The following is a 22,259-nucleotide window of genomic DNA, read 5'->3' as shown; positions in this document are numbered from 1 at the left end:
ACATGGTCACTTTCGCGCAGGCCCAGGAGCGCGCGGAGCGCTGGGTCAACGGCGGTGTGTCCGCGTACGAGACCCGCGAGATCCGGGTCCGTGAGTTCGACCTCGGCTTCGTGGTCTGGTCCGAGGCGCGGCCGGACGGCCCGACCTCCGACGAGGGCGCGGTCCGGGTCGTCATCGCCCGGGACAGCGGTGAGGCGACCCTCTGGCCCGGCCTGCCCATCGGTGAGCTGATCCGACGCTACGAGGAGGAGTACGGCCCGGTCCCGAGCGACGCGGTGCCGGAGCCGCCCCGGCGGGTGGACCTGGAGGCGACCTCCTTCCTGCTCACTCCCCCGCAGCGGCTCCAGGACCAGACCGACCCGCGGGGTGTCCCGGACCCCTACTCCGCTTCCGCCGCCGGTTCTTCCGGTACTTCCCGCACCGGGGCCTCGCGGCACACGGCGTCGGCGTCGGCGGGTGCGCCCGGCCGGGAGGCGGCGGCGCCGGCCTCGACCGCACCGGGCGGCGTCGACTTCCGGCGGCGGCCCGCGGGCCGGGGCTACGACATCGCGGCACCGTCGGCCTCCCCCGCGCCGGTGTCCTCCTCCCCTGTCCCCCCGCCGGTCCCCTCCCCCGCACCCGCACCAGCACCCGCACCCGTTCCTCCGCCTTCTCCGGCTGCCGCCCCCGCTTCCGCCCCGGCTTCCAAGGGCATCGACTTCCGCCGCCCGCCGGCCGGTTCGCCGCCCGCGCAGCCGGAGGCGGGCCACGGCGGCTGGGCCGGGAAGACGGTGCGTGACACCGGGGAAGGGCAGTCCGTCGCGATACCGGCCACCGTGTTCGCGCCGCCGATCAGCGGGGACGACCGGGCGGAGGAGGATCTGCCGCCCGGCTCCGAGGCCAGGACGCAGCTGATGCCCACCCTGAGTCCGCCGCCGGTGAGCAGGCCGGCCCCGCGGCAGGAGTCCCGGCCCCCGGCCGCCGCTCCGCCGCGCCCCGGGATGCCGCACACCGCGGGGGGCTCGTCCTACCCGCCACCGGTCGGGCCGCCCGTACCGCTGCCGCCGCCCGGGCTCGGGGCCGCGGACATCGCCGACCTGGAGACGGCCAAGGCGTCGCGGAGCAGTCTGCTGCCGCCTGCCGGACCGGCCGGCCGGAGCCCGGACGCACCGCCCCCGCCGCGGACACCCGGGAAGCCCGATCCGCAGCACGCGGCCACCCTCTTCGCCGGACCCCCGCCGCCACCGCTGCCACCCCCGGCAGCGGGGCCACCACTCCCTCCCCCGGCGCCGGGGCCCGACCCCCACTACGCCGCCACCGTGCTCGCCCGCCCGGCGAGCCCCTCGCCCCCACCCCCGCCCGGAGCCGGCAGCCCGCCGCCGCCCGCCTACGCGGGTCCGCCGCCGCCACCGGCAGGAGCCGACCCCCACTACGCCGCCACGGTGCTGGCCGGATCGGCGACCCCGCCGCCACCGGCGCCGCCCGCCTACGGCTATCCGCCGCAGCCCGCCTCGTCGGTGCCCACCGTGGGGCCGGGGTACATGGCGGTGCTGCGCTACCGCGCGCCGGACGGCAGCGAACAGCAGGTGATCCGGCGGTCGGCGCCGGGGACGCCGCATCCCGAATGGCAGATCCTGCACGAGCTGCGGTCGCTGGGCGTGCGCCCCGAGCAGGTGCTGGAGCTGCACACCGAGCTGGAGTCGTGCGAGCTGCCGGGCGGCTACTGCGCCCGGATGATCCGCGAGAGCTGGCCCAAGGTGCGGATCAGCCACACCGCGCCCTACGGCCGGGACCACGCCGAGCGCCGCCGGGGCGTGCGGCATCTGCTGACCCATCAGGGCGAGCTGCACCAGGTCGCGGGGGCGCCCGCGCGCCCGCAGCCGCAGCGGGTGCCGATGCCGGACCCGCACCGGGTGCAGCGGGTGCAGCCGGTCGGTCTCGAGGTGATCGGGCAGGAGTTGGCGGACGCGTTCGGCCCGAAGGGCGTCTTCCGCTTCGAGCAGCGCGCGGTCTCGCGCCAGGGCGTGCCGGACATCGTGGCCCAGACCCTGGTGTGGGCGGGGCTGCCGATCGACTTCGGGCCGTTCTTCTGGGCGCAGGTCCAGCCGGGCCAGCCGGTGCCGACCCTCGCCGAACTCGCCAAGCAGCGCGGGGTGCGGCCGGCCGCGGACGCCGGCTCGTATCTGGTGATGGGCAATGACTTCGGCAAGCAGCTGTGCGTGCAGTACGGCACCGCGCATATCGTCGCGGTGCCGCTGGAGGCCGCGGCGGGCGGGCCGCCGGTGCCGCCGCAGTTCGTCAACTCCAGCCTGCCGGAGTTCGCCCGCAGCCTCGCGCTGCTCGGCCGGATGTGGCGGCTGCGGCTGGGACTGACCCCGGAGCAGGCCGGCCGCTGGACGGTCGACTTCCAGGCGCGGCTGGCCGCCCAGGACCCGGCGGCGATCGCCTCGCCGGACAACTGGTGGTCGGTGCTGGTCGAGCAGATGTGGGACGGGCTGCTGTAGCCGTCCCGGTGACCGTCCGGCGACCATTTGGTGCGGGCCGGGTGGAAGGTGTGCCTTCCACCCGGCCCGTCCGTGTTTCCGGGGTAGGAGACACCTCGGAGTGTCGACACTCGTACAATTCGGACCTAAGCGAAAAATGGGCACCACGGATCAGCCCGACGGCGAGGGCGAGAGGCAGTGGCCATGAGTAGTGATACGACCGCATCGACAGCGGCGCGGGGGCGCTTCGACAGCGTGCGGACCCGCGGTTACCGGCCCGACCAGGTGGACCGCTTCCTGGACGAGCTGTCGGAGGACCGGGACGCGGCGTGGGAGCGGGCGGCCCGGCTGACCGTGCTGGCCAATGAGATGGACGCGGAGTACATCGAGCTGCGGCAGCAGGTCGACGCGCTGACCTCGGCCGCCTTCGACGTACTCGGCACCGGCGCCCAGGAGTTGCTGCGGCTGGTCGAGGAGGAGGCGGCGGCGGTACGGGACCGCGCCGAGGCCGAGGCGCAGTACGCGCGGGACGCGGCGGACACCGCTCGCCGCACCCTTCAGGACGAGGCCAGGGCGGCGGCGTCCGCGCGGCTGGTGGCCGCCGAGGACCAGGCGCAGCGGGTGCTGGACGAGGCGGGCGCCCGGGCGGCCGAGATCCTGGGCCGGGCCCGCGCCGAGGCGGACGCGGTGCGCGGCGAGGCCGGCGCCGCGCTGGACGCGATCCGGGAGGACGCCGATCGCGGGCGCGGCGAGGCGGAGCGCTCGCGGCGCGAGCGGCTGGCCACGCTGGAGCACGAGTTGGCCGAGCGGGACGCCGGGGTGAACAGCCGGCTCGCCGATCTGCTCGCCGACGCGGAGCACCGGCTCGCCGAGGCGCACCGGGAGCGGACCGACGCGGAGGAGTCGCTGCGGGCCGAGCAGGCGGCGGCCGAGGCCCGGGCCGGCGAACTCATCGCGCAGGCGCGGGCGCAGGAGGACCGGGTGCGGCGCGAGGCCGAGCGCATGCTGCGCGAGCACGAGCAGCACCGCGACGACATCCGGGCACACCTGGCCCACATCCGGGCCACCCTCGCGGCGCTGACCGGCCGCGGCCTGCCCGAGGACCAGGAGCCGCCGGCCCCGGCCGAGCCCGCCTGAGCGGCACCCGCCCGACCCCCGCTTGCCCGGCCCTCACCCGGTCCCGCCCACGGCCGCCCGGGCCCGGCCGTCCTCACACCGCCGGCGCCGGCACCATCACCGAGACGCGGAAGCCGCCGTCCGGGGTCGGCCCCGCCGCGAAGCCGCCGCCGTGCGAGGTGACGCGCTCCCGCATGCCGAGCAGGCCGTGGCCGCCGCTGGGGAGCGGGGTGGTGGGGGTGCCGTCGGAGGGGCCGTTGGTGATCAGGACGGCGATCTCGGCCTCGCGGTAGGCCAGCCGGACATGCGCCTTGGCGCCGCCCGCGTGTTTGTGGACATTGGTCAGGGCCTCCTGGACGACCCGGTAGACCGTCGCCTCGACCCGGGGCCCGCACGGTCTGGACTCCCCCTCGACGGTCAGCTCGACCCCCATCCCCGCCGTCTGCGACTCCTCCACCAGGGCGGCCAGCTCCGCCAGACACGGCCCCCCGACCGTATCGGCGTCCGCACACGTATCGCCCGCGCCAGCCCCCTCGGTCCTCTCGCCGGCGGCGCCCATGAAGACCGCGTCGCCGCTGCCGGCGCTGCCGCCGCTGGCGACCGGCACCGGCGCCGGCCGCGCCACCACCTCGGAAGCCGTCCGCAGGACCCCCAGCATCTGCCGCAGCTCGGTGAGCGCCTGCCGCCCCATGTCCCCCAGCAGTTCCGCGCTCGCCGACGCCTGCTGCGGGTCCTTCAGGGCCACCGCCTTGAGCGCCGCCGCGTGCACCACCATCAGGCTGACCCGGTGGGCCACCACGTCGTGCATCTCCCGGGCGATCCGGGTGCGCTCGTCGGAGCGGGCCCGCTCGGCCCGCTCCAGCGCCTTCTCGGCCAGCAGTTCCAGCTCGCGTTCCAGCCCGTCCGCCCGCTCCCGCAGGCTCTCCACCAGCCGGCGCCGTGCCCGGGCGTACAGCCCGAGCAGCACCGGCGGCGCGGTCAGCCCGAGCGCCATCAGGGCCGAGACGATCAAGGTGAGCGGCACCGACATCGAGTCGCCGTCGGTGGAGCCGCGCAGGCTGTCCTCGAAGTTGAGGAAGGCGACGAGCATGGTGCCCAGGCCGTTCATCGCGGCCAGCGCCGCGGTGATCCGGCGCGGCACCTCCGAGGCGGCCAGCGTGTAGAGGCCGACCAGTGAGAGCAGGAAGCCCATCTGGGCCGGCGACACCGCGACGCCGACAAGCACCACCGCCACCGGCCAGCGCCGCCGCAGCAGCAGCACCGAACCGACCACGATGCCCAGCAGCGCCCCCGCGCCGGGCATGATCCCGGTCTTCTGCGCGAAGGTCCCGCCCTCGAAGGCGCATTCCAGCGCCGATACCGCCGCCAGCGAAGCGTCGAGCAGGAAGCCGCGCCGCCTCGTCCACCACCACCATCCGGTCCGGGGCGGTCCCGCGGCCCCGTCGTCGTGTACGTGCGCCCCCGTCGTACTCATGGCCTCCAGCCTAGGCCGTACCCCGCGGAAGGCACCGGCCCCTTCTCCGTCCGTCAGGTGGGCGGGCCGTCTCGCCGTGAGAAGGGCCACCTATCCTGGAGCGGTCGGACAGCGCGGTCCGCGAGTACGCCGCAAACGTCTCGGGTACGTACGTCGGGTATGTACGCAGGGGCGCGTACGGCGAATTCCCCGTCCATCACCCTGCACAAGGAGCCGCACCTGTGAGCAGCGCCGACACCGCCCCGGACAGCAGCACCACCTTGCGAGCCGATATCCGACGCCTGGGTGAGCTGCTGGGCGGCACCCTGGTGAGGCAGGAGGGTCAGGAACTCCTCGACCTCGTGGAGAAGGTACGCGCCCTGACGCGCAGCGACGGCGAGGCCGCCGCCGCCCTGCTCGGCCGTACCGACCTGGAGACCGCGGCCAAGCTGGTCCGCGCGTTCTCCACCTACTTCCATCTGGCGAACGTCACCGAGCAGGTGCACCGGGGCCGCGAGCTGCGGGAGCGGCGCGCCCTGGAAGGCGGTCTGCTCGCCCAGACCGCCGACCTGCTCAAGGACGGGGACCCCGAACACGTCCGCGAGACCGTCCGGAACCTCAACGTCCGGCCGGTCTTCACCGCGCACCCCACCGAGGCGGCCCGCCGCTCGGTGCTGAACAAGCTGCGCCGGATCGCCGAACTGCTGGAGGCCGGCCACAACAGCGGCGGCAACGGCGACAAGCGCCGGGCCGATCTGCGGCTCGCGGAGAACATCGACCTGCTGTGGCAGACCGACGAGCTGCGGGTGGTCCGCCCGGAGCCCGCCGACGAGGCGCGCAACGCCATCTACTACCTGGACGAGCTGCACGCGGGCGCGGTCGGCGACGTACTGGAGGACCTGGCGGCCGAGCTGGAGCGGGTCGGTGTGCCGCTGCCGGCGCAGACCAGGCCGCTGACCTTCGGCACCTGGATCGGCGGCGACCGGGACGGCAATCCCAATGTCACCCCGCAGGTCACCTGGGACGTCCTGATCCTCCAGCACGAGCACGGCATCACCGACGCGCTGGCGCTGGTGGACCTGCTGCGCGGCGCGCTGTCCAACTCGATCCGCAACTCCGGCGCGAGCCAGGAGCTGCTGGACTCGCTGTCCAACGACCTGGTGGCGCTGCCGGAGATCAGCCCGCGCTACAAGCGGCTGAACGCCGAGGAGCCCTACCGGCTCAAGGCCACCTGTATCCGGCAGAAGCTGATCAACACCCGGGAGCGCCTGGCCAACGGCACTCCGCACGTCCCCGGCCGCGACTACCTGGGCACCGCCGGGCTGCTGGGCGATCTCCAGCTGATCCAGGACTCGCTGCGCGCCCACCGCGGCGGGCTGATCGCCGACGGGCGGATGGACCGGACGATCCGCACCCTGTCCGCGTTCGGCCTGCAACTGGCCACGATGGACGTCCGCGAGCACGCCGAGGCGCACCACCACGCGCTGGGGCAGCTGTTCGACCGGCTGGGCGAGGAGTCCTGGCGGTACGCCGACATGCCCCGCGACTACCGGCGCAAGCTGCTGGCCAAGGAGCTGCGTTCGCGCCGCCCGCTGGCCCCGACCCCGGCGCCGCTGGACGAGGCGGGCGCCAAGACGCTCGGGGTGTTCCACACCGTCCGGGAGGCCTTCGAGCGGTTCGGGCCCGAGGTGATGGAGTCGTACATCATCTCGATGTGCCTGGGCTCGGACGACGTCTTCGCGGCGGCGGTGCTCGCCCGTGAGGCCGGGCTGATCGATCTGCACGCCGGCGTCGCCAAGATCGGCATCGTGCCGCTGCTGGAGACGACCGACGAGCTGAAGATCGCGGACAAGCTGCTGGACGAGATGCTGTCCGACCCCTCCTACCGGCGGCTGGTGTCGCTGCGCGGGGATGTCCAGGAGGTCATGCTCGGCTACAGCGACTCCTCCAAGTTCGGCGGCATCACCACCTCGCAGTGGGAGATCCACCGGGCGCAGCGCCGGCTGCGTGACGTGGCGCACCGGCACGGGGTGCGGCTGCGGCTGTTCCACGGCCGCGGCGGCACGGTCGGGCGCGGCGGCGGCCCCTCGCACACCGCGATCCTGGCGCAGCCGTGGGGCACCCTGGAAGGTGAGATCAAGGTGACCGAGCAGGGCGAGGTCATCTCCGACAAGTATCTGATCCCCTCGCTGGCCCGGGAGAATCTGGAGCTGACGGTCGCCGCCACGCTCCAGGCGTCCGCGCTGCACACCGCGCCGCGGCAGTCCGACGAGATGCTCGCCCGCTGGGACTCGGCGATGGACCTGGTCTCGGAGGCGGCGCACTCGGCCTACCGGACCCTGGTCGAGGACCCGGACCTGCCGGCCTACTTCTTCGCCTCGACCCCGGTCGACCAGCTCGCCGAGCTGCACCTGGGCTCGCGGCCGTCGCGCCGCCCGGACTCCGGCGCGGGCCTGGACGGACTGCGGGCGATCCCGTGGGTGTTCGGCTGGACGCAGTCGCGGCAGATCGTGCCCGGCTGGTTCGGCGTCGGCTCGGGTCTGAAGGCCGCCCGCGAGGCGGGTCTGGACGCGGTCATCGACGAGGCGTTCGGGCAGTGGCACTTCTTCCGCAACTTCCTGTCCAACGTCGAGATGACGCTGGCCAAGACGGATCTGCGGATCGCCCGGCACTACGTGGAGACACTGGTGCCCGACGAGCTGAAGCATGTCTACGCGGCGATCGAGGCCGAGCACGAGCTGACGGTGCGCGAGGTGCTGCGGATCACCGGGGAGAGTGAACTTCTGGCGGCCAGCCCGGCGCTGGCGCGCACCTTCCGGATCCGCGACCAGTACATGGACCCGATCTCGTACCTCCAGGTGACGCTGCTGGCCCGGCAGCGGGCGGCGGCGGCCCGCGGCGAGGAGCCGGACCCGCTGCTGTCCCGGGCGCTGCTGCTGACCGTCAACGGTGTGGCGGCGGGCCTGCGCAACACCGGCTGATACCAGCTGGCACCCGCTGGCACCGGTCAGCGCTGCCGGACCGTACGACCGTACGAATATATGAGCGCAGACGACCGGCCCCGCGTCGAAAGGCGCGGGGCCGGTCAGTTCTCGCGGTGGCCGATCAGGCGGGGCCTGGGTTCGAGGCCGGACAGGCCGTTCCAGGACAGGTTCACCAGGTGGGCGGCGACCTCCGCCTTGGCCGGGCGCTGGGCGTCCAGCCACCACTGGCCGGTCAGGGCGACCATGCCGACCAGCGCCTGGGCGTAGAGCGAGGCCAGTTTGGGGTCGAAGCCGCGCTGTTCGAACTCACGGCCGAGGATGTCCTCGACCTGGGTGGCGATGTCGCTGATCAGCGAGGCGAAGGTGCCGGTGGACTGGGCGACCGGCGAGTCACGGACCAGGATGCGGAAGCCGTCGGTGGACTGCTCGATGTAGTCGAGCAGCGCGAACGCGGCCTGTTCCAGGAGTTCGCGCGGGTGGCCGCCGGTGAGCGCCCCCGTCACCATGTCGAGCAGGCGTTGCATCTCGCGGTCCACGACGACCGCGTAGAGGCCTTCCTTGCCGCCGAAGTGCTCATAGACCACCGGTTTGGACACGCCCGCCTGGTGAGCGATCTCCTCGACGGACGTGCCCTCGAAACCGCGCTCGGCGAACAGGGCGCGGCCGATGGCCAGCAGTTGCTCGCGCCGCTCCTTGCCGGTCATGCGGACCCGCCGGGCGCGCGGCGCGGCCGGGCCCGGCCGACCGGCCGGCGTCGGGACGTCCTCCCGGGCGTCCCCGCCGCCTGTGCCGTCGCTGGGGCCGCCTCGGTCGCTCATCCGACCATCATGCCGCCTGCTTGACGGGCTCCTCGACGGTGTCGGTGCGCCGGGCGGCGATCCGCTCCTCGGTGGGCCAGCGGACATCGGTGGCCCAGCCGGCCATCTCGAACCAGCGGATCACCCGGGCGCTGGAGTCGACCTGGCCGCGCAGCACGCCGTGCCGGGCGGACGTGGGGTCGGCGTGGTGGAGGTTGTGCCACGACTCGCCGCAGGACAGCACGGCCAGCCACCAGACGTTGCCGGAGCGGTCCCGGGACTTGAACGGGCGCTTGCCGACCGCGTGGCAGATGGAGTTGATGGACCAGGTCACGTGGTGCAGCAAAGCCACCCGAACGAGGGACCCCCAGAAGAACGCGGTGAACGCGCCGTACCACGACATGGTGGCCAGGCCGCCGATCAGCGCGGGCAGCAGCAGCGAGATCGCGGTGTAGAGCCAGAAGTCCCGCGAGATGCGGCGGATGTCGTTGTCCTTGATCAGGTCGGGCGCGTACTTCTGCTGCGAGGTCTGCTCCTCGTCGAACAGCCAGCCCATGTGGGCCCACCACAGGCCCTTCATCAGCGCGGGCAGCGTCTCGCCGTAGCGCCACGGGCTGTGCGGGTCGCCCTCGGCGTCGCTGAACTTGTGGTGCCTGCGGTGATCGGCGACCCAGCGCACGATCGGGCCCTCGACCGCCATCGAACCGGCCACCGCCAGCACCACCCGCAGCGGGCGGTTGGCCTTGAAGGAGCCGTGCGTGAAGTAGCGGTGGAAGCCGATGGTGATGCCGTGGCAGCCCAGGAAATACATGCCGACCATCAGCCCGACATTGAGCCAGCTGAGTCCGTGTCCCCAGGCCAGGGGCACCGCGGCGGCCAGCGCCACGAAGGGGACGCAGATGAACAGCAGCAGCGCGATCTGTTCGATCGAGCGTTTCTTCTCACCCCCGAGGGTGGCCAGGGGTACCGGCTCCTGTCCTGAGGGCCCGGGTTCCCGGGACTCGGTGATCACGTCGGTCTGAGTGGTCATGGCTGTCCCTTGAGTCGGCGACATCTGGGGGGTGTCTGGTGGCGGTCGAGGTGGTCGGCGGCCGGTCGTGTCGGTTACGCCCGTAACCTACGGCTCCGTAAGTATTGCAGCGGCGCGCGCCGGGGCAACAGGACCACTTGGCCCTATCGGTCCTTTGATGTCTTTTCCCACGCCTTCCCGCCGGGCGGCTCTCCACTCCGGAGCGCCGCCGCATCAGGCCGGATCACCGTCGCGGGCACGGGGGGTCGTACGGCATGATGGTGGCCAGCAGACCGGCAGGCCCGACGTCAGGTCGGGAGAGTCGAGTTGATCCGCCGTGGTGTAATCGGCAGCACTGGGGCTTTTGGTGCCTTAAGTCCGGGTTCGAGTCCTGGCGGCGGAGCGGATCGTTTTCCTGGTCGGACCCGTCGGTATCCTGCGGGTGTCCAACACCCGAAGCCGAGGAGTCTCCCGCGTGAGCCCCAACCGCCCGGCTGCCGTCGTCATCCTCGCCGCCGGTGAGGGCACCCGTATGAAGTCGGCGACCCCCAAGGTGCTGCACACGCTGTGCGGCCGCTCCCTGGTCGGCCATGTCGTCGCCGCCTCCCGCGCGCTGGAGCCCGAGCACCTGGTCGTGGTCGTCGGCCACGCCCGTGAGCAGGTCACCGAGCATCTGTCCGGGCTCGATCCGCGGGCGCTGACCGCGGTCCAGCACGAGCAGCACGGCACCGGGCACGCGGTCCGCACCGGCCTGGACGAGCTGACCCGGCGCGGCGTCGCGCTGGACGGCACGGTGGTCGTCACCTACGGCGACACGCCGCTGCTCACCGTCGGGACGCTCACCACCCTGGTGGCCGCGCACGAGGGCGACGGCAACGCGGTGACGGTACTGACCGCGCAGGTGCCCGACCCGACCGGCTACGGGCGGATCGTGCGCGGCGCCGGCGGGGACGTCACCGCGATCGTGGAGCAGAAGGACGCGACCGACACGCAGCGCGCCATCGCCGAGATCAACTCCGGGGTGTACGCCTACGACGCCCGGCTGCTGGCCGAGGCGCTGGGCAAGGTCACCACCGACAACTCGCAGGGCGAGGAGTATCTGACCGACACCCTGGCCATCCTGCGCGAGGCGGGCCACCGGGTGGGCGCCTTCGTGGCCGCCGACCACCGCGAGATCGCCGGGGTCAACAACCGGGTGCAGCTCGCCGAGGCCCGCCGGGTGCTCAACGACCGGCTGCTGGAGCGGGCCATGCTGGACGGCGCCACCATCGTGGACCCGGCCTCGACCTGGGTGGACGTCACCGTCACCTTCGCGCCCGACGCGCTCGTCCACCCCAACACCCAGCTGCTGGGCGCCACCAGCCTCGCCGAGGGTGCCGAGGTCGGTCCCAACTGCACGCTCACCGACACCGCGGTCGGCGCCGGCGCCAGGATCTCCAACACCGTCGCCGACCACGCCGAGGTCGGCGCGGGGGCGAGCGTCGGACCGTACGCGTATCTGCGGCCGGGCACCCGGCTGGGCCCGAAGGCCAAGGCCGGTACGTATGTCGAGATGAAGAACGCCACGATCGGCGAGGGCACCAAGGTGCCGCACCTGAGCTATGTGGGTGACGCCACGATCGGCGAGCACACCAACATCGGCGCCGCCAGCGTCTTCGTGAACTACGACGGCGAGGCCAAGCACCACACCACGGTCGGGAGTTACTGCAAGACCGGGTCGGACAACATGTTCGTCGCACCGGTGGTGATCGGGGACGGCGCCTACACCGCCGCCGGCTCGGTGATCACCAAGGACGTACCCGCCGGATCGCTGGCCGTCGCACGCGGCCAGCAGCGCAACATCGACGGCTGGGTCGCCCGTAAACGCCCTGGCAGTGCCGCTGCGCAGGCGGCCGAACGCGCAGAGCGGCAAGGCGACCCACTGGGCGAGTGAGGGTCGTCTCATCAGGCCCTTCCGAGGTGCACAGGTGTCCCGGATGGGGCGTACCGTGTGCGGTGCACACAATTCCGCCGGCCCGCCCGTCTTCGGGCGACGCTGTGTCGAACACCAGTCGAACTCCGAGGAGACGGTGCAGTGACCGGGATCAAGACGACCGGTGAGAAGAAGCTGATGCTCTTCTCCGGCCGCGCCCACCCCGATCTGGCGGAGGCGGTGGCATACCAGTTGGGGGTCGAACTGGTGCCCACCAGGGCCTTCGACTTCGCCAACGGCGAGATCTACGTGCGCTTCGAGGAGTCGGCCCGTGGCGCCGACTGCTTCCTGATCCAGAGCCACACCAGCCCGATCAATCAGTGGATCATGGAACAGCTGATCATGATCGACGCGCTGAAGCGGGCCTCGGCCGCGAGCATCACGGTCATCGTGCCGTTCTACGGCTACGCCCGGCAGGACAAGAAGCACCGCGGCCGCGAACCGATCTCGGCCCGGCTGATGGCGGACCTGTTCAAGACCGCGGGCGCCGACCGGATCCTGACCGTCGATCTGCACACCGACCAGATCCAGGGCTTCTTCGACGGCCCGGTGGACCACCTGTTCGCGCTGCCGGTGCTGGCCGACTACGTGGGCGGCAAGGTGGACCGCTCCAAGCTGACCATCGTCTCCCCCGACGCCGGCCGGGTCCGGGTCGCCGACCGCTGGTGCGACCGGCTGGGCGCGCCGCTGGCCATCGTGCACAAGCGGCGCGACCCCGATGTCGCCAACCAGGTGAAGGTCCACGAGGTGGTCGGTGACGTCAAGGGCCGGGTCTGCGTCCTGGTCGACGACATGATCGACACGGCCGGCACGATCTGCGCCGCCGCCGACGCGCTGTTCGCCAACGGGGCCGAGGACGTCATCGTCACCGCCACCCACGGCGTGCTGTCCGGCCCGGCCGCCGACCGGCTGAAGAACTCCCGGGTCAGCGAGTTCATCCTCACCGACACGCTGCCCACCCCGAGCCAGATCAGGCTCGACAAGGTGACGGTGCTGTCGATGGCGCCGACCATCGCCAACGCGGTGCGCGAGGTCTTCGAGGACGGTTCGGTGACCAGCCTCTTCGAGGACGCCAGCAGCCCGCACTGACCACCGGGGCCCGGTCCCGCTACCGGCCTCGCTGATCGATTTCGTCCGGGGCCTTCCCGCCGGTTACGCTGTCCGCGTTGCTCGGCGAGGGAGGCCCCGGACCCGTTTCCGGACCGTTCTCCGTTATCGGCGCGCTCCTCGTAAGTGGAACGGCCCGTCGTGGGTCGGGCGACGGCAGCTGCTTTCCCACCGTCTTTCCGTACGAGGAGTCCGATCACCATGGCCGAGGTCAAGATCGCCGCAGAGCTGCGCACCGAGTTCGGCAAGGGCGCCGCCCGCCGGGTGCGCCGCGCCAATCTGGTTCCCGCCGTCATCTACGGTCACGGCGCCGAGCCCAAGCACGTCTCCGTCCCCGGCCACGAGCTGCTGCTCGCGCTGCGCACCGCCAACGTGCTGATCTCCCTGGACATCGACGGCGCCGCCGAGCTGGTCATCCCCAAGGCCGTGCAGCGCGACCCGCTGAAGGGCTTCCTGGAGCACGTCGACCTGCTGTCCGTGAAGCGCGGCGAGAAGGTCACCGTCGACATCCCGGTCAACGTCGAGGGCGAGCCGGCCCCGGGCGGCAACCTGCTGGAGCACCTGCTCAACACGCTGCCGGTCGAGACCGAGGCCACGCACATCCCCGAGGGCGTCACCGTCTCCGTCGAGGGCCTGGAGGCCGGCGCGGCCATCCTCGCCAAGGACATCGAGCTGCCCAAGGGCACCACGCTGGCCATCGAGGGCGACATCGTCGTCATCCAGGTCGTCTCCGCGCAGGCCGAGGCCGAGGCCGAGGGCACCGAGGAAGCGGGCGAGGGCGGCGAGGCCGGCGAGCAGGGCGAGACCGCCGGCGCCGAGGCCTGATCCGAGGCCGGAATCCCGGAGCGAAGCACCCGGCCGCCGTCGTACCCTCCGGGGTGCGGCGGCGGCTGCTTCACGCGCGGGGCCTCCTTCCCTCCCGGACCTCGCGCGGGCCTGCTGTCCGGTGCGCCCTGCCCCGATACGACGACACGGAGACGTGGATGAGCGACAACGCAGATCCCTGGCTGATCGCCGGCCTGGGCAATCCCGGTCCCGAGTACGCGGGGAACCGGCACAACATCGGCTTCATGGTGGCCGATCTGCTCGCCGAGCGGATCGGGGGGAAGTTCAAACGGGCGCAGAAGGCGCAGGCGCAGGTGGTCGAGGGCCGGATCGGCCCGATCGGCGCGGGCAGCCCCCGGGTGGTGCTGGCCAAGCCGATGACCTTCATGAATCTGTCCGGCGGGCCGGTGACCTCACTGAAGGAGTTCTACAAGGTCCCCACCGGGCGGATCATCGCCGTGCATGACGAACTGGACATCGACTATCCGACGCTGCGGCTCAAGCTGGGCGGCGGTGACAACGGGCACAACGGGCTGAAGTCCATCACCAAGGCGCTGGGCCCGGACTATCTGCGGGTACGCGCCGGGATCGGCCGCCCGCCGGGCCGGATGGACGTGGCGGCCTTCGTGCTCAAGGACTTCTCGTCGTCCGAACGCAAGGAGCTGGACTGGTTCGTGGACCGGGCCGCCGACGCGGTGGAGGCGCTGATCACCGAGGGCCTGGAGCGGGCGCAGAGCACGTACAACAACTGACGGCGGCAACCGGCGCCGTGGGGTGGGCGGTTGGCGGTGTGCTGCGCGGTGAGGCGCCGAGTTGACCGGATGCCACGCCATGGCCAAAGATCACCGGCATGGCGAATGACGACTCCGAAGGGGTCTCGGGGCTGGCAGTCTTCGCCCGGATGGTGGCGGCGGGGGCGCTGGCGCTGCTGATCCTGGTCGCCGCCGGCTGGGACTCCTGGCAGACCGCGCAATACGTGGTGCTGACCAAGGGGCGCGAGCAGGGCACGGTGACGCTGACCGCGTGCGGCACGTCCGACGAGTGCACCGGACCGTTCGCCCCGAAGGGCTCGGCGCTGGCCCGGCCCCAGGTCACCGTGAGCCTGCCGGTACGCCACCATGTGGGCGACCAGGTGGACGTGGTGATCAAACCCGACACCACCACCGCCATCCGCTCCGGCCCCGGCGGCCTGCTCTTCGCCTGGGTCCCCTTCGGCGGCGCGCTGCTGCTGGCGGCCCTGCTGGTGGCCGGCGGCCTGCGGAACGCCCGCATCGCCCTGATCCTGGCGGGCCTCGGCGGCGCGCTGCTGGGCGCGGCGTTCCTGACCTTGTGAGGCCCCTGGGCGGCCGGCTCAGGCCCCGTCCGGTGCCGGCCCCGCCGGTCCCGCGGTTCGGGCGACCGCGAAGATCCGGCGGAAGGGGAAGACCGTTCCGTACCGGCCGGGCGGATATGCCGTACGGAGCAGGTCGCGGTACTCCGCCACGAACGCGGTGACGGCCTCGTCGTCCTCGCCCAGCGCGGTCAGCACCGGCCGCAGGGTGCTTCCCTTGGTCCATTCCAGCACCGGGTCCTCGCCCTGCAGCAGTTGGGCGTAGGTGGTCTCCCAGACGTCCACGCCTTCGCAGCCGAGTCCGATGAGCCGTTCCAGGTAGTCGGTGGGCGTCAGCACCCGCATGGAGCGGAGGTCGGGCGAGCCGAGCCGGTCCCGCCAGCGCGGGGTCGCGCACAGGTCGGCGAGCAGGGTGTGGCTGGGGGCACCGAAGTTGCCGGGCACCTGGAAGGCGAAGGTGCCGCCGGGGGTGAGGTGCTCCAGCCAGTCGGGGAAGCGGTCGGCGTGCCCGGGGACCCACTGGAGGGCAGCGTTGGAGACGATCAGGTCGTAGTCCTCGTCGGGCGTCCACACGGTGGCGTCGGCCGGCCGGAAGTCCACGCTGCCGCCGCCGCTGGTGGGTCCCGCGTGCCGCGCGGCCTCGTCCAGCATCGGCCGGGAGTTGTCGAAGCCGGTGATCCGGGCGCCGGGCCAGCGGTCGGCGAGCCGGAAGGTGACGGTGCCCGGGCCGCAGCCGATGTCGGCGATCCGGGGCGCGCCGCCGCCGGGCGGTTCGGTGATCCGCGCCACGAGGTCGTCGAACGGCCTGGTGCGGTGGTCGGCGTGCCGGAGGTACTGGCGGGGGTCCCACGTCGGAGACTCTTGCACGGTGCGAACTCCCTGGGCTGGTGCGGAGCCGTCACGAAGGGCATCCGGCGACACGTCGCCGGAGGCGCTCCCGGCCTCGTTGCCCAGACTCCACCCCTCACTATCTTGATGTCAAGAGACTTCATATCGACAGACCTACTACACTGATCGCCATGGAGGACGAGGTCGACCGGCTGGTCGCTGCATGGCGCCGAGAGCGCCCCGACCTCGACGTGGAACCGCTGGAGGTGCTCAGCCGGGTCAGCCGGCTCGCCCGGCACCTGGACCGGGCCCGGCGGCTGGCGTTCGCCGAGCACAGCCTGGAGCCGTGGGAGTTCGACGTGCTGACCTCGCTGCGGCGCACCGGTCCGCCGTATCAGCTCTCGCCGGGGCAGCTGCTCACCCAGACGCTGGTCACCTCCGGCACCATGACCAACCGGATCGACCGGCTCGCCCAGCGCGGGCTGGTGGAGCGGCTGCCGGACCCGAGTGACCGGCGCGGGGTGCTGGTCCGGCTCACCACGGAGGGCCAGGACCGCGCGGACCGGGCACTGGCCGGACTGCTCACCCAGGAGCGGGCGATCCTGGGCGAGCTGAGCGACCGGCAGCGCAACGAACTGGCGTCGCTGCTACGACAGCTGACCGCGCCTTTCGACAACGTCCCCGGCTGACGGCACGAGTTCCACCGGGCCGACCCCGGCCCTGCGGGCCAGCGCGACCGCGGCCAGCGTGGAGTGGACGCCCAACTTCCCCAGCACGTTCTGCATATGGGTGCGGACGGTGTGCGGCGACAGGAACAGCCGCTCGGCCACCGCCTTGCGGCCCAGGCCCGCGACCATACAGCGCAGCACCTCCTGCTCGCGCGGCGTGAGCGACTCCACCAGCTGCTCGCTCTCGGTACGGTGCCGCCGGGCCGCGGTCAGCTCGCGCAGCACCCCGGTCAGCAGCGCGGGCGGCAGATGCGTCTCGTCGCGCAGCACGCCGCGGACCACGGCCAGCAGCCGGGACAGCGAGCAGTCCTTGGCGACCCAGCCGGAGGCACCCGCCTGGAGCGCCCTGGCGGCCCGCACCGGGTCGTCCCGCTCGGCCAGCACGACGGTACGGGTCCCCGGGTAGTCGGCGCGCACCCGCTCCACCAGGGCGAGTCCGTCCAGCACCGGGTCACGCGGTTCGGCCGGCGGCCTGCGCTCGGCCGCCACCGACTGCGGCGACAGCGGTGGCACCGCGGCCAGCGTCACCGGCGGGCGCGGGCCCGAGCCGAGGTCGGCGTCGACGAGCAGTACGTCGTACCGCCGGTTGTCCACCGATGCCCGGTCCAGGCAGCGCTGGGCGGCGGGGCCGCTCCCCGCGGCCGAGACGTCGACATCGGGTTCCGCCGCGAGCGCGGCGGCAAGCGACTCAGCGAAGATGCGATGGTCATCGACGACGAGAACGCGGATTCGTCCCACGGACACCACTCCCGTAAAAGGGCACTCCCCCAGTGGCGGCGGGGCGGCTTTCGCGTGGGATCCGGCACCCGGCCCGGGACCGCCGCCCCTCGCCCGGGTGCCGGACCCCTTGCGTCTCGCCCCCTGATGGACACCGGCCCCCACCGGCGTCGTGGGAAAAGCGTAGGCGTTCAACCGTCGATTGGTACCTCCTTGACGGAAGTTACCGGCCGGACGCCCACGCAATTGCCTTCGGCGGTGCACGGGTGGGGCGGGGGTGACGCGATAGGGCGTCCACCGCCGCCCGGCAACGGTCCCGAGCCCCTGCCGGCCGCCGGCCGGCCCCCGCCCGGTGCAACCTGAGCGCGCAGTTCCCTACCGCCGGCAACGGTGGCGAGCCCCTTCCCGCCGTCGCCCGACCTCAGCCCGGCGAAACCTGAGCGCGCAGTTCCCCGCGCCCCTGACGGGGCACACCTCACCCCGCAGGGCAACGCACCCCCACCCAGGGGCGCGGGGAACTGCGCGAACAACCACGACGCGGCCGCACCCGGCGACGGCGCACGCCGCGGCGGCGTGGGCCGGGCGTCAGGAGAGGCGGTGGGCGCCCCGCCCAGGGGTCGTGGGGAAGTGGCGGGACCGGGGAAGCGCCTGGGTGATCGCGGAAGCGATCTTCGCCTCGGCGGACTCCTCCAGGAGAACGATCGCGGAGCCTCCGAAGCCGCCCCCCGTCATGCGCGCGCCGAGCGCCCCCTCCGCGAGCGCCGTGTCGACCACGAGGTCGAGCTCCGCGCAGGAGATGCGGAAGTCGTCGCGCAGGGAGACGTGCCCGGCGGTGAGGACGGGCCCGATGTCGCGGGTGCGGCCCGCGTCCAGGAGGGCGATGACCTCCTCGACCCGGCGGTTCTCGGTGACGATGTGGCGGGTCAGCCGGCGCAGCCGCTCGTCCGGGAGCACGGCCAGGGCCGCGTCCAGGTCGTCGTAGGCCACATCGCGCAGCGCCGGCAGGCCGAGCGCGGCGGCCGCCGCCTCGCAGCCGGCCCGGAGTTCGCCGTAGGCGCCGTCCGCGTGGGCGTGCTCGACCCGGGTGTCCACCACGAGCAGCCGCATCCCCTCGGCGGCCAGGTCGAAGGGGACCTGCCGCTGGGCCAGCGCCCGTACGTCCAGGTGCAGCGCGTGGCCCTCGGTGCAGCACGCGGACGCGGTCTGGTCCATCACGCCGACCGGGGCGCCCACGTAGACGTTCTCCGAGCGCTGGCAGAGCAGCGCGAGCTCCTGCCGGGGCAGCTCGACGCCGTGCAGTTCGGTCAGGGCCAGCGCGGTGACCACCTGGAGCGCCGCCGAGGAGGAGAGCCCGGCGCCGACCGGCACCGTACTGGCGTAGTGGATGTCGGCGCCGCCGATGTCGTGCCCGGCCTCGCGCAGCGCCCACAGCACGGCCGCCGGGTAGCGGGCCCAGCCCTCGGTGGCGCCGGGCGCGAGCGCGTCCACCGCCAGTTCCACCACCCCGCCGTCCATGTCCGCCGAGTGCACCCGCAGCAGCCCGTCGTCGCGGCGGGCGACCGCCGCCCGGGTGGTGTGCGGCAGCGCGAACGGCATCACATAGCCGTCGTTGTAGTCGGTGTGCTCACCGATCAGATTGACCCGGCCGGGCGCCGCCCAGACGCCTTCCGGGGCGCGCCCGAAGACCTCGGTGAAGGCGTCGGTCAAGGCCTCGCCGGCAGCGGCTTGTGTCATGGCGTCTCCCGCGTAAGCGACTGTGCGAAGGTCCAGGCGTCGCCGACCATCTCGGCGAGGTCGGTGCGGCGCGGCCGCCAGCCCAGCACGTCCCTGGCGCGGTCGGCGGACGCGACCAGCACCGCCGGGTCGCCGGCCCGGCGCGGCCGCACCACGGTCGGGACGGGGTGCCCGGTGACCTGCCGGACCGCCTCGATCACCTCGCGGACCGAGAAACCGGCGCCGTTGCCGAGGTTGCAGATCAGATGCCCGCCCGCCGGGGCCTTGTCCAGCGCCAGCAGATGCGCCTCGGCGAGGTCCGCCACATGGATGTAGTCGCGCAGGCAGGTGCCGTCCGGCGTCGGGTAGTCCTCGCCGAAGACGGAGATCTCCGCGCGCCGGCCCTGCGCCACCTGGAGCACCAGCGGGATCAGGTGCGACTCGGGCTCGTGCCGCTCGCCGTGGGACCCGTAAGCACCCGCCACGTTGAAGTAGCGCAGCGACACCGCGGACAGCCCGTGGGCCGCGCACTGCGCGCCGATCATGTGATCGACGGCGAGCTTGCTCGCACCGTACGGATTGGTGGGGGCGGTCGCCGCGCTCTCGGTGACCGGGACCTCACTGGGCTCGCCGTAGGTCGCCGCGGTGGAGGAGAAGACCAGCGTGCGCACCCCCGACTCCCGCATCGCGGTGAGCAGTTCGAGGGTGCCCGCCACATTGTTGCGCCAGTACTTCTCCGGGTCCGCCACCGACTCCGCGACCTGGGAGGACGCGGCGAAGTGCAGCACCGCGTCGAAGGAGCCGTCGAGCACCTTGGCGGCGTCCTGGACGCGCCCCTCGACGAACCGCGCGCCCGCCGGGACGCCTTCCCGGAAGCCTGTGGACAGATCGTCCAGCACCACCACCTCGTGCCCGGCCTCCAGCAGACGCGCGGCCACCGCGCCGCCCACATACCCGGCCCCGCCGGTCACCAGCAGCTTCTTGCGCGGAGTACTCACGGGGTCGCCACCTCTCGCAGTCGCGTCGCGGCGGACTCCGGCGGCACGTCGTTGACGAAAGCGCCCATGCCCGATTCGGAGCCCGCGAGGAACTTCAGCTTGCCCGACGTCCGCCGAATGGTGAAAAGCTCCAGATGGAGGCCGAACTCCCGCCGGTCCGGGGCGGTGAACGGCGCCTGGTGCCAGCCCGAGATGTACGGCGTGGGCGGCTGGTCGTCGCCGAAGATCCGGTCGAAGCGGCGCAGCAGCTCCAGATAGACCGCCGGGAAGGCGGCGCGGGCCTCCTCGTCCAGCCCGAGCAGGTCCGGCACCCGGCGGTTGGGGTAGAGGTGCACTTCGTACGGCCAGTGTGCGGCGTACGGCGTGAAGGCCGTCCAGTGCTCGCCGGTCAGTACGATCCGGCTGCCGTCGGCGATCTCGTCGGCCAGTACGTCGTCGAACAGATTGCGTCCGCCGGTGCGTTCGCGGTGCTCGGCCAGCGAGCGCAGCATCAGCGCGGTGCGCGGGGTGGTGAACGGATAGCCGTAGATCTGGCCGTGCGGGTGGCCGAGGGTGACGCCGATCTCCTCCCCGCGGTTCTCGAACGGATAGACCTGGACGACGCCGGGCAGCTGCGACAGGTCCTGGGTGCGGTCGGTCCAGGCGTCGAGCACCAGACGGGCGCGGGCCGGGGTCAGGTCGCGGAAGGACGCGTCGTGGTCGGAGGTGAAGCAGACCACCTCGCAGCGGCCCTTGTCGCCGGCCAGCGAAGGGAAGCGGTTCTCGAAGACCACCACCTCGTAGTCGGCGGCCGGGATCTCACTGAGCAGCCCCTCTCGCGACGGGCACAGCGGACACTGGTCCGCGGGCGGGTGGTAGGTGCGTCCCTGCCGGTGCGAGGCGACCGCCACCGCGTCGCCCAGCAGCCTGTCCGCACGGACCTCGGAGGTCGTGGCGACAGGCTCCAGCGGGCGCAGGTCGACGGCGTCGCGCACCACCGAATCGGCGGAGTCGTAGTAGATCAGCTCGCGGCCGTCCGCGAGCAGGGTCGTCGTTTTCTTCACCCTGCGGCACCTCACACCACAATCTCCCAACAGAACCGCACACAATGAACCACAACAGAACAGCTCAGTCAATGCGCGGAGCCTGCCGAACTTCACAATGATCGGAGCAGGCCATCACGGTGTCACGGTGCAGGTAACCAAACAAAGCCGAACAGATGTCGGCAGGTGGGACAGGGGGAGGGCCCGGCGGCGGCCGGCAGCGGGGGCGGGGCCCGCCGGGCCGGGCGGGCGGGAATCCCGGCCGGGCCCGTACGCGGGACAGCCGGCGACCCGGCCGGACCGGGCCGGGCACCGTCCGCGCGGTCGCGGCGGCCCGGCGGCAGGGCCTCGGCGGGCACGCGGATGGCGGGTGGGCGGACGGGGCCGGGAAGCGGACGCATGCAGTGACGATTCTGCTCAGACGGACCCGGCCGTCTCCTCCGCCGCCCGGTCCAGCAGCCCGGTGCGCGCGGCGAGCGCCGCCGCCTCCAGCCGCGACCCCACGCCCAGCTTCATCAGCACCCGTTGCACATGGGTGCGCGCGGTGCTCGGCGCGATCCGCATCCCCGCCGCGATCAGCCGGGTGTCCTCGCCCTCGGCGACCCGCACCAGCACCTCGACCTCGCGCGGGGTGAGCATCTCCAGCAGCCGCGCGCCCTCGTCGTCGGGCTGCCGCGCCGGGTTGAGCAGTTCGGCGAAGGCACCTTGCAGCAGCGGCTGGGCGATCGCCACCTCGCCGGCCCGCGCCTTGGCCATCGCCCGCTCGACGCCCTCGATCCGCTCGTCGTGGCGTACGTAGCCGGAGGCGCCCGCCGCGAAGGCCGCCGCGATGCCGCGCGGATCGGGCACCGGGCCCAGCACCACCACGGCCACCACCGGCCGTTCGCGTTTTATCCGCGCCACCGCGTCGAACGCGCCCGGCTCCGCGGGCGCCGCCGTACCGAACAGGCACACCTCCGGCGACCTGCTCAGCACGAGTTCGGCCGCGCCGGCCGCCGGGGCCGCCGCGGCCAGCACCCGGTGTCCGCGCAGCTTGAGCGCCGAGGCGAGCGCCTCGGCGAGCAGCCGGTGGTCGTCGACCACGACGAGCCGTACGCCCATGTCGGGTATCCCCAATCCCCCCAGGGGCCAGGACCGCCGCCGGTCCCCGTGCCCGTGCATACCGCCAACAGGAAGGTCCCGACCCCGCCCCGTTCTG

18 protein-coding genes and 1 tRNA gene are annotated in these 22,259 nt (G+C 72.9%); 10 read left to right on the top strand and 9 right to left on the bottom strand.

The genetic code is table 11. The features are described from left to right. Positions 1 to 2 precede the first annotated feature (2 nt). Both ACFO3J_RS20135 and ACFO3J_RS20130 read left to right on the top strand, forming a co-directional pair. The gene (locus tag ACFO3J_RS20135) at positions 3 to 2,483 is read left to right on the top strand and encodes an SUKH-4 family immunity protein (RefSeq protein WP_386430865.1); all 2,481 of its coding nucleotides are present in this window, start codon (positions 3 to 5) and stop codon (positions 2,481 to 2,483) included. Between the two features lie 183 nt (positions 2,484 to 2,666). Beyond that, positions 2,667 to 3,599: a DivIVA domain-containing protein gene (locus ACFO3J_RS20130; protein ID WP_386430863.1), complete on the top strand. Its 933-nt coding sequence runs from the start codon at positions 2,667 to 2,669 to the stop codon at positions 3,597 to 3,599. A 73-nt stretch (positions 3,600 to 3,672) separates the two neighbouring features. Here the strand turns inward: ACFO3J_RS20130 and ACFO3J_RS20125 are convergent, their stop codons facing one another. Further along, positions 3,673 to 5,052, bottom strand: a complete 1,380-nt coding sequence (locus ACFO3J_RS20125) for a sensor histidine kinase (RefSeq protein WP_386430862.1) — start codon at positions 5,050 to 5,052, stop codon at positions 3,673 to 3,675. A gap of 221 nt (positions 5,053 to 5,273) precedes the next feature. On the opposite strand from ACFO3J_RS20125, the gene ppc reads away from it, so the two are divergent. Continuing rightward, positions 5,274 to 8,012: a phosphoenolpyruvate carboxylase gene (ppc, locus tag ACFO3J_RS20120; protein ID WP_386430860.1), complete on the top strand. Its 2,739-nt coding sequence runs from the start codon at positions 5,274 to 5,276 to the stop codon at positions 8,010 to 8,012. Between the two features lie 104 nt (positions 8,013 to 8,116). Here the strand turns inward: ppc and ACFO3J_RS20115 are convergent, their stop codons facing one another. Further along, on the bottom strand, positions 8,117 to 8,719 hold the full coding sequence (locus ACFO3J_RS20115; RefSeq protein ID WP_386431055.1) for a TetR family transcriptional regulator: 603 nt from the start codon (positions 8,717 to 8,719) through the stop codon (positions 8,117 to 8,119). Positions 8,720 to 8,840: 121 nt separating this feature from the next. Then, positions 8,841 to 9,842, bottom strand: coding sequence for an acyl-CoA desaturase (locus ACFO3J_RS20110; RefSeq protein WP_386430858.1), 1,002 nt, complete (start codon positions 9,840 to 9,842; stop codon positions 8,841 to 8,843). A gap of 310 nt (positions 9,843 to 10,152) precedes the next feature. Between ACFO3J_RS20110 and ACFO3J_RS20105 the strand changes: the two genes are divergently transcribed. The 6 genes from ACFO3J_RS20105 to ACFO3J_RS20080 all read left to right on the top strand — a co-directional run bounded on the left by ACFO3J_RS20105 (position 10,153) and on the right by ACFO3J_RS20080 (position 15,058). Beyond that, positions 10,153 to 10,224: transfer RNA gene (locus tag ACFO3J_RS20105), tRNA-Gln, on the top strand. A 72-nt stretch (positions 10,225 to 10,296) separates the two neighbouring features. Beyond that, positions 10,297 to 11,754, top strand: a complete 1,458-nt coding sequence (gene glmU / locus ACFO3J_RS20100; RefSeq protein ID WP_386430856.1) for a bifunctional UDP-N-acetylglucosamine diphosphorylase/glucosamine-1-phosphate N-acetyltransferase GlmU — start codon at positions 10,297 to 10,299, stop codon at positions 11,752 to 11,754. Positions 11,755 to 11,895: 141 nt separating this feature from the next. Continuing rightward, on the top strand, positions 11,896 to 12,882 hold the full coding sequence (locus tag ACFO3J_RS20095; RefSeq protein WP_386430854.1) for a ribose-phosphate diphosphokinase: 987 nt from the start codon (positions 11,896 to 11,898) through the stop codon (positions 12,880 to 12,882). Positions 12,883 to 13,101: 219 nt separating this feature from the next. Beyond that, positions 13,102 to 13,725, top strand: coding sequence for a 50S ribosomal protein L25/general stress protein Ctc (locus ACFO3J_RS20090; protein ID WP_386430852.1), 624 nt, complete (start codon positions 13,102 to 13,104; stop codon positions 13,723 to 13,725). A gap of 158 nt (positions 13,726 to 13,883) precedes the next feature. After that, positions 13,884 to 14,477 (top strand): aminoacyl-tRNA hydrolase, encoded by a 594-nt coding sequence (gene pth / locus ACFO3J_RS20085; protein ID WP_386430850.1) that lies wholly within the window; start codon positions 13,884 to 13,886, stop codon positions 14,475 to 14,477. Between the two features lie 98 nt (positions 14,478 to 14,575). Continuing rightward, positions 14,576 to 15,058: a hypothetical protein gene (locus ACFO3J_RS20080; protein ID WP_386430848.1), complete on the top strand. Its 483-nt coding sequence runs from the start codon at positions 14,576 to 14,578 to the stop codon at positions 15,056 to 15,058. An 18-nt stretch (positions 15,059 to 15,076) separates the two neighbouring features. On the opposite strand, the gene ACFO3J_RS20075 is transcribed toward ACFO3J_RS20080, so the two are convergent. Next, entirely contained in the window at positions 15,077 to 15,922 is an 846-nt protein-coding gene (locus ACFO3J_RS20075; RefSeq protein WP_386430846.1) for a trans-aconitate 2-methyltransferase, read from the bottom strand. A gap of 152 nt (positions 15,923 to 16,074) precedes the next feature. On the opposite strand from ACFO3J_RS20075, the gene ACFO3J_RS20070 reads away from it, so the two are divergent. Beyond that, entirely contained in the window at positions 16,075 to 16,572 is a 498-nt protein-coding gene (locus ACFO3J_RS20070) for a MarR family winged helix-turn-helix transcriptional regulator (protein WP_386430844.1), read from the top strand. On the opposite strand, the gene ACFO3J_RS20065 is transcribed toward ACFO3J_RS20070, so the two are convergent. The 5 genes from ACFO3J_RS20065 to ACFO3J_RS20045 form a co-directional block, all read right to left on the bottom strand. Then, complete coding sequence (locus tag ACFO3J_RS20065) at positions 16,531 to 17,349, bottom strand: LuxR C-terminal-related transcriptional regulator (RefSeq protein WP_386430842.1); 819 nt, start codon at positions 17,347 to 17,349, stop codon at positions 16,531 to 16,533. The two genes, ACFO3J_RS20070 and ACFO3J_RS20065, sit on opposite strands and share 42 nt — an antisense overlap. 564 nt (positions 17,350 to 17,913) lie before the next feature. Further along, positions 17,914 to 19,062: a galactokinase gene (galK, locus tag ACFO3J_RS20060; RefSeq protein WP_386430840.1), complete on the bottom strand. Its 1,149-nt coding sequence runs from the start codon at positions 19,060 to 19,062 to the stop codon at positions 17,914 to 17,916. Further along, positions 19,059 to 20,039, bottom strand: coding sequence for a UDP-glucose 4-epimerase GalE (gene galE / locus ACFO3J_RS20055; RefSeq protein ID WP_386430838.1), 981 nt, complete (start codon positions 20,037 to 20,039; stop codon positions 19,059 to 19,061). Before galE ends, galK begins: the two co-directional genes overlap by 4 nt. After that, positions 20,036 to 21,082: a galactose-1-phosphate uridylyltransferase gene (gene galT, locus ACFO3J_RS20050; RefSeq protein ID WP_386430836.1), complete on the bottom strand. Its 1,047-nt coding sequence runs from the start codon at positions 21,080 to 21,082 to the stop codon at positions 20,036 to 20,038. The genes galE and galT overlap by 4 nt, the downstream gene beginning before the upstream one ends. A gap of 396 nt (positions 21,083 to 21,478) precedes the next feature. Beyond that, positions 21,479 to 22,162 (bottom strand): helix-turn-helix transcriptional regulator, encoded by a 684-nt coding sequence (locus tag ACFO3J_RS20045; RefSeq protein ID WP_386430834.1) that lies wholly within the window; start codon positions 22,160 to 22,162, stop codon positions 21,479 to 21,481. Positions 22,163 to 22,259: the final 97 nt, after the last annotated feature.

The organism is Streptomyces polygonati (assembly GCF_042650325.1).
GTDB lineage: Bacteria > Actinomycetota > Actinomycetes > Streptomycetales > Streptomycetaceae > Actinacidiphila > Actinacidiphila polygonati.
This window is presented reverse-complemented; position numbering and strand designations above follow the sequence as displayed.

What these genes read in the sequence shown, in the direction of transcription:
- ACFO3J_RS20125 (WP_386430862.1), bottom strand. Translation starts at nt 5,052, where the DNA reads ATGAGTACGACGGGGGCGCACGTACACGACGACGGGGCCGCGGGACCG.
- ACFO3J_RS20115 (WP_386431055.1), bottom strand. Translation starts at nt 8,719, where the DNA reads ATGACCGGCAAGGAGCGGCGCGAGCAACTGCTGGCCATCGGCCGCGCC.
- ACFO3J_RS20070 (WP_386430844.1), top strand. Translation starts at nt 16,075, where the DNA reads ATGGAGGACGAGGTCGACCGGCTGGTCGCTGCATGGCGCCGAGAGCGC.
- ACFO3J_RS20135 (WP_386430865.1), top strand. Translation starts at nt 3, where the DNA reads ATGGTCACTTTCGCGCAGGCCCAGGAGCGCGCGGAGCGCTGGGTCAAC.
- pth (WP_386430850.1), top strand. Translation starts at nt 13,884, where the DNA reads ATGAGCGACAACGCAGATCCCTGGCTGATCGCCGGCCTGGGCAATCCC.
- ACFO3J_RS20110 (WP_386430858.1), bottom strand. Translation starts at nt 9,842, where the DNA reads ATGACCACTCAGACCGACGTGATCACCGAGTCCCGGGAACCCGGGCCC.
- galK (WP_386430840.1), bottom strand. Translation starts at nt 19,062, where the DNA reads ATGACACAAGCCGCTGCCGGCGAGGCCTTGACCGACGCCTTCACCGAG.
- ACFO3J_RS20130 (WP_386430863.1), top strand. Translation starts at nt 2,667, where the DNA reads ATGAGTAGTGATACGACCGCATCGACAGCGGCGCGGGGGCGCTTCGAC.
- ACFO3J_RS20080 (WP_386430848.1), top strand. Translation starts at nt 14,576, where the DNA reads ATGGCGAATGACGACTCCGAAGGGGTCTCGGGGCTGGCAGTCTTCGCC.
- ACFO3J_RS20090 (WP_386430852.1), top strand. Translation starts at nt 13,102, where the DNA reads ATGGCCGAGGTCAAGATCGCCGCAGAGCTGCGCACCGAGTTCGGCAAG.
- ACFO3J_RS20045 (WP_386430834.1), bottom strand. Translation starts at nt 22,162, where the DNA reads ATGGGCGTACGGCTCGTCGTGGTCGACGACCACCGGCTGCTCGCCGAG.